Origin of the sequence: Terriglobus sp. YAF25, from assembly GCF_052113305.1 — a bacterium.
GTDB lineage: Bacteria > Acidobacteriota > Terriglobia > Terriglobales > Acidobacteriaceae > Terriglobus.
Genome location: NZ_JBFRCY010000435.1, coordinates 1 through 6,669, shown reverse-complemented (window position 1 = coordinate 6,669; position 6,669 = coordinate 1). Strand labels below are relative to the sequence as shown.

General features: G+C 57.7%; 6 protein-coding genes. 5 read left to right on the top strand and 1 reads right to left on the bottom strand.

Going from position 1 to position 6,669, the window contains the following annotated elements; genetic code table 11:
- Positions 1–190: 190 nt before the first annotated feature.
- Positions 191–553: a hypothetical protein gene (locus AB4043_RS17355; RefSeq protein ID WP_442302637.1), complete on the bottom strand. Its 363-nt coding sequence runs from the start codon at positions 551–553 to the stop codon at positions 191–193.
- Positions 554–764: 211 nt separating this feature from the next.
- On the opposite strand from AB4043_RS17355, the gene AB4043_RS17350 reads away from it, so the two are divergent.
- From AB4043_RS17350 to AB4043_RS17330, 5 genes are all read left to right on the top strand, one after another.
- Positions 765–2,369 (top strand): methyl-accepting chemotaxis protein, encoded by a 1,605-nt coding sequence (locus AB4043_RS17350; RefSeq protein WP_442302638.1) that lies wholly within the window; start codon positions 765–767, stop codon positions 2,367–2,369.
- 82 nt (positions 2,370–2,451) lie between these two features.
- A complete protein-coding gene (locus AB4043_RS17345) occupies positions 2,452–2,748 on the top strand; it encodes a chemotaxis protein CheW (protein WP_442307625.1) in 297 nt (98 codons plus the stop codon).
- Positions 2,745–5,054, top strand: a complete 2,310-nt coding sequence (locus AB4043_RS17340) for a chemotaxis protein CheA (RefSeq protein ID WP_442302640.1) — start codon at positions 2,745–2,747, stop codon at positions 5,052–5,054. The genes AB4043_RS17345 and AB4043_RS17340 overlap by 4 nt, the downstream gene beginning before the upstream one ends.
- Positions 5,051–5,902 carry a CheR family methyltransferase gene (locus AB4043_RS17335; protein ID WP_442302641.1) on the top strand — a complete coding sequence of 284 codons (852 nt, stop codon included), beginning with the start codon at positions 5,051–5,053 and terminating at the stop codon, positions 5,900–5,902. The genes AB4043_RS17340 and AB4043_RS17335 overlap by 4 nt, the downstream gene beginning before the upstream one ends.
- A gap of 7 nt (positions 5,903–5,909) precedes the next feature.
- Positions 5,910–6,669: response regulator (locus AB4043_RS17330; protein ID WP_442307624.1), on the top strand; the 760-nt coding region annotated here is incomplete at its 3' end.

Genomic DNA, 6,669 nt, shown 5'->3' with positions numbered 1-6,669 from the left:
GCCAAAATAGACGCAATGCAGTCTCTAAAAAAGCGACGATAGCGACAAATTTTTGAAGAAAGGTGGTCCAGCAGGTAGAAATGGTGGCGATTAATCTTATTTATAAAATATCTTCAGACATAAAAACCCCTCCCACGCTGACTGCGCAGGAGGGGTATGGAGTCGAACGAACGGTGGCGGAGTGAAAGTATTAGAACGCTCCCTCGATTGCGTGTCCCTGGGTCGCATCGGCGGGAAAGACCACTGTTACCTTCGACGTCCACGACTGAGAGGTCTCTGAGAAGGCCGGACGCTTGCCTCCCAGTGCGACAAGCCCGCTGGCGATGTCACGAGATGTTTTGGACAGAGCAGTACGGGGCCCTGTGATGGAGCGGCTGTGCCACGACGTCAGTATCGTGCCCGCCACCATAACCAGGAGAACCCACGCAAAAATGAGCAGCACCGACGCGAACAATGCAGCATATTTTCGGAGAGCGACCTGCATAGCGACCTCACTGCAGCTATCGGCTCCCAGAAAACCGGCGATAGGTGGAAAACCGGTGAATTCGAGCATTTTCCCTGTTGCCAGGTATCCCGGAAGGATCGTGCGGCGGCGTTTTCATTGCGGAAAATGCCCATCGATACAGATGCCCTACATTACCCCCACAGGGAAAATGCTCTAAGAGCATCGAATCGCTTCAAGATACTGCACGCGATGCCGATGAGGAGTTCTGAGAACGCTGGATGAGCTCAATTGTTGAACCCAGCGGAACGGAGCCACCAACGTGAACCTGCAACGCTACACCGTGAAACAGAAACTTCTTATTTCATACGGCACCATGATGATTCTTCTAGTCCTGCTGGGCGGACTCGCCGTTTACGAGATTAGTGGCCTTGGCGAACTGACTTGGGAGCTCGGCATTAAGGACGCGACCAAGATGTACAACGCCGGCATGGCGAATGGTCACTCGACCGAGATACTCGCCGCCAGCCGCAGAATCGCGGTCAAAGAGTCGGTCAATGATGCGGAAGGCCTGAGCCGGGCCATCGATGAGTACAACACGTATGAGAAGAAGATGCGCGAGGACATCGCCACCATTCTGAAGCAGGGTGTTTCCGCAGAAGGCCGCCCGACGCTGGAGGCAGCCACCACCAGGCTGGATAGGGCGTCACAGTTGTTCCCGCACTATCTTGAGCTGATTCATGCTCACCAGGTCAAAGAGGCGTCGCAGTTTGCGGAGAGCGAACTTGAGCCTGCCCTTCAAGATGTCGACGCGTCCGGCTCGAAGATGCTGGAACGCCAGAAGGTCGTCATGGGCAAGACGAATACCAAGGCAGAAGATGCAATCAGATTCGCACACTGGCTCATCGGCACACTGCTCGTGCTCGGAGCCGTTTCCGGAGTTCTGATCGCCTTTATCGTCCGCACGCTCGACCGCCAGCTGCGCCACGCCGTGCGTGAGCTTTCAGTAGGCTCCGATCAGGTGACTGAGGCGTCGGCCCAGGTTGCCACCTCGAGCCAGAATCTGGCGAAAGATACCTCTGAGCAGGCCGCAATGATCGAAGAGACCTCCGCTTCGGCAGAGGAGATCAACTCCATGGCCCGCCGCAATGCCGAGAACTCGGATCGTTCGACCACCCTGGTCTCAGAAGCGGTTCGCCATAGTGACGATGCCAATCACGCCGTCGAACAGTGCGTGGAAGCTATGGATGCACTGAGCGAGTCCAGCGAACAGATCGCCAAGATCATCGGAGTGATCGATAAGATCGCTTTCCAGACCAACATTCTGGCACTGAACGCCGCAGTCGAAGCCGCGCGTGCCGGTGAAGCCGGTATGGGATTCGCCGTCGTCGCCGAAGAAGTTCGCAATCTGGCTCAGCGTTGCGCCCAGGCGGCGCAGGAGACCTCGGTCCTGATCAAGAAGTCCGTCGACAACACCGCCGCAGGCCGTGAGCGGATGACCACCCTGGTTGGCTCCGGCCGAAAGGTGAATGAGGTCTTTGGCCGCATCAAGGTCATGATCGATGAGATTCGCATGAGCAGCCAGGAGCAGGGCAAGGGTATTGATCAGATCAGCCGCGCCATCGGCCGCATGGAGAGTGGAACCCAGAAGAACGCAGCCAATGCGGAAGAAAGCGCTGCGGCGGCACAAGAGCTGAATGCCCAGTCCGATGGGCTACGTGGAGTTGCGATGGGGCTGGCGCGCATGACCGGTGTCACCGTACGTGGCCATTCGCAAAAGGCTGTGGTAACGCCCGTGCTCAAGCCAGTCAAAGCGCCGGTGGTACGTCCGGCGATTGCAAAAGCTCCAGCGGTGAATACTTTCGTTCCACAACGTCTTGCGCCGGCCGCGGCCAGCAATATCGACGCTAACTTTACAGACTTCTAGTTCGGCCCGGTGGAGAATGGCTCATCCCTGAGCCACTTTCTGCCGATACATCAACTATCTGGATCTATCTCAGGAGTAATACATGGCAATCAAGAACAACAACCAGGCGAAGCAGGTGGCACACGATACGTCGCGCAAACACCTCATCTTCTCGCTCGGCGAAGAGGAGTTTGGCATTCAGGTCCTGAACATCAAGGAGATTATCCAGATGCAGGAGATCACCGCCGTTCCCAAGACCGCGGTCTACGTCAAAGGCGTCATCAACCTGCGTGGCCAGGTGATTCCTGTACTCGATCTCTCAGTCCGTTTCAACATTCCCCAGCGTCAATACACACCCCGCACGACACTACAGCCCCTCTTTCAGGTATTAGACGCATGAGTGCCACGAAAAATACTGCACCGGTTGCCGACCAGCTTGCTGCGCGGCTCGACGAGCTGGCAACGCTCTGGATGGTCGATGGACCAGGTTCTCTGACCGAACAGCGCCTTATCCAATTGGCTGCGCTCGCACAAAAAGATCCTGCGTTTGCAGAGATCGCGAAACGCGCCAACTCACTGGCCAATGACCGCTCAAAGGGCAAGATGATCGCCGAAGAGCCCTTTACCGCATTTCAGCGTCTGATGCGCGGTGAAGCGGAACCAGTCGTCCAGGCGCCGACACCAGCACCTGTTGCGGCTGCCGCCATCGCGCAGACCACGGCCGCTGTCGCTGTGGAAGAGCCGATGGAAGAGGATGAAGTCGCATTCGACGACGATCCTGAGATGCTTGCCGGCTTCGTCACCGAATCGCAGGAGCATCTGGCTGCCATCGAAGAGCAGATTCTGGCGCTTGAGCGTGATCCGTCCCAGTTGCCCGCAGTCCATGCGGTCTTCCGCGCCTTCCATACCATCAAAGGCCTGGCCGGTTTCCTTGGCCTGAAGGGCGTCCAGGGCGTAGCGCACGAAGTCGAAACGCTGCTGGATCATGCACGCAACAGCCGCGTTCAGATCAGCGTGGAGATCGTCGATCTCGTTCTGGAGAGCTCAGAGTACCTGCAGGCAGAAGTAAACCGCGTCAACGGCGCACTGAACGGAGCTGATCCCGGCAAGGCGAAGAACAACCGCGCCCTGCTGCGCACCATTACCACCGTTACTCAACGAGCACTCGATGGAGGCTCAACCTCCGAACCTGCCGCCGTAGAGGCTGCACCGGTAGCCGCACCTGCAGCGGCTCCAGTGAACGAAGAAGCTCCTGCTACTGCTCCGGCACCAAAGGCAGAACCAGCGGCTGCCCCTGCACCGCCCCTAGCCAAGGAAGAGACACCTGTTGCTCCTGCTGTTCCTGCCGCACCGAAGGTGGAAGCCGCTGCGCCTGCCCCTGCGCCAACGGCAGAGACGGTTGTTCCCGCGGCCGCACCAAAGGCTGAAGCTGTTAAATCCCCAGCTGCCGCGCCGGTAAAGGCGGCGGAGCCCGAATCCGCCCCCGCGATTGCGCCTCAAGCAGCCGTTAGCAAGAGCGAACCCGTCTCGGCCTCAATCCGTATCGATACCGCTAAGCTCGACCAGCTTATGGACATGGTCGGCGAGATGGTGATCGCACAGTCGATCTTGAGCCACAATCCGATGGTCGCCAGCAATCGCGATGCTCGGCTCATAGGCGACCTGGCGCAACTGGCCCGCATTACAGGTGAGGTCCAGCGGCGCGCCATGAACATCCGCATGATGCCCATCGGCCCACTCTTCCAGAAGAATGCCAAGCTGGTTCGTGATCTCTCGCGCCGGCACGGCAAGCAGGTGGAATTGCTGCTCGCTGGTGAAGGCACAGAACTCGACAAGACGATCGCGGAAGAGCTCTCTGATCCATTGCTGCACATGATCCGGAATGCACTCGATCATGGTATCGAGACACCGCAGGAACGCACGGCAGCCGGCAAGAATCCGACCGCGACACTGCGTCTTTCCGCGGAACACGAGTCCGGTAGGATCGTCGTCTCCATCTCCGATGACGGGCGCGGGCTCAATCCGGACAAGATCTTCCGCAAGGCTCTGGAACGTGGCCTGGTCACCGAAGATACGCAACTGACGGAAACTGAGATCTTCCAGCTCATCTTCGCGCCCGGATTCTCGACAGCGGAAAAGATTACGGATATCTCGGGCCGTGGCGTTGGCATGGATGTCGTCCGCAAACATGTAGAGAATCTGCGCGGCCATATCCAGATTGAGTCTGAGCTTGGTAAGGGCACGACCTTCTACATCCATCTTCCGCTCACGCTGGCTATCATCGAAGGCCTTGTGATCGTAGTCGGGGACCACCGCTACATCATTCCGGTCTTCTCGGTTCGCGAGATGCTGCGCCCGACACAGGAGATGCTGGTCCGGGTACAAGGTACGGAAGAGATGATCCTGATGCGCGGCAATCTCTACCCGCTCGTCAGGCTGCACCGCCGCTTCGGCATCAAGCCTCGTTCTGAAGATATCTGCCAGGGCCTGGTTGTCGTGTGCGAGGGCGCGGGACGTCAGTTCTGTCTCCATGTGGACGATCTGCTCGGACGTCAGGAGATTGTGATCAAGAGTCTGGGCGAGACCTTCAGCGATAGCACCGGCCTGACTGGATGCGCGATCCTGGGCGATGGCCGCATCGGCCTGATCCTTGATGTTGTCCAGATCTTCAAAATGCCGAACGAACCCGGTGAGGAGGCAGCATGAGCACAGTCACCACCATCAGCAACCTGACGCTTTCACAGAAGGACTTCAATCGCTTCAGGAAACTTGCCTACGACTATTGTGGTTTGGCAATTGAAGAGGGCAAGGAAGGTCTGGTTGCCTCTCGCCTGACCAAGATCATGCGCTCGCTGAACATCGGCTCTTTTTCCGAGTACTACGAGTACGTGATCAACGATAAGTCGTCCGACGCTCTGGTGACGATGATCGACCACCTGACGACGAATTACACCAACTTCTTCCGCGAGCCGAAGCACTTTGAGTTTCTTTCCGGCACCATCTTTCCGGCGCTTGCTAACCGCAGCGAGTACACGATCTGGAGTGCAGCCTGCGCCACCGGAGAGGAGCCATATTCGCTCGCCTTTGCGGCTCGTGAGCACTATGCCAATTCCGGGCCTACCGTAAAGCTCCTGGCCACGGACATCTCAACCAAGGTGCTGGCGCGCGCGCAGGATGGGACCTACAACGAGAAGTGCTTCCAACAGGTTCCGATGGAGATTCTGCGCAAGTACTTGCAGCGCGGCGTAGGGCCGGCTGCCGGAAACTATCGCGTCAAGCAGTTCATTCGCGAAGCAATCTCGTTCCGCCGGCTGAACCTTATCAGGCAGTTTGAGTCGTTTGTCGAGAGCTATCCTCTGATCCTCTGCCGGAATGCCATGATCTACTTCGACATTCCGACACAACAGGAGCTGGTCAATCGTTTCTATGACCATCTGGAACCTGGTGGATACTTCTTCGTCGGACATGCCGAAAGTCTGAACAACCTGAAACACAGATTCGAATACGTACAGCCTGCTGTCTACAAGAAGCCGGGCGCTTTGAGATCACGGTAGGTCACCGATGAAGACAACCTCTCCGATTCGCGTCCTCATCGTGGACGATTCCGCAACGGTGCGTAAGATTCTTTCTGACGCCTTGCGCAATGCCCCTGGGATTGAAGTAGTAGGCACAGCTCCAGACCCGTATGTTGCCCGCGAGAAGATCCTCGCATTGAACCCCGACGTTCTGACGCTCGACATCGAAATGCCGAGAATGGACGGCCTCACCTTCCTGAAGAAGCTGATGGATTACAAGCCTATGCCTGTAATCATGATCAGCTCGCTGGGGCAGGCCTCCGCCGCGGCAACCATGGAAGCCTTCCGCCTGGGAGCCGTCGAAGTCCTTGCGAAGCCGAATGGCCCCTACTCCGTCGGCGACCTTGCGAACTCACTTGCAGATAAGATTCGCGCCTGCGCGCAGGCGAATCCGCGTGCATTCAAACCGTCGCCCGCAGTGGTGGCAGAAGTATCGGCACCGGCAACACCAGTAGCCGCGCAACCGATGGCGCCGTCGATCTCGCCAGTGGCCGCTCCAATGTCTCCGACCGGAGCCCTTCCTGGCTTTGCTTCGCGTCGAATCATCGCTATCGGATCCTCGACAGGAGGTCCCCAAACGGTTGCGAAGATCGTGAGCCAGTTCCCCGCGGACATGCCGCCGGTCCTGATCACACAGCATATGCCGGCAGGCTTCACACAACATTTTGCAGACCGGCTCAATAAATCCTGCGCAATGGAAGTCAGAGAGGCAAAGGATGGAGACGATGTCCATCCGGGGCTGATCC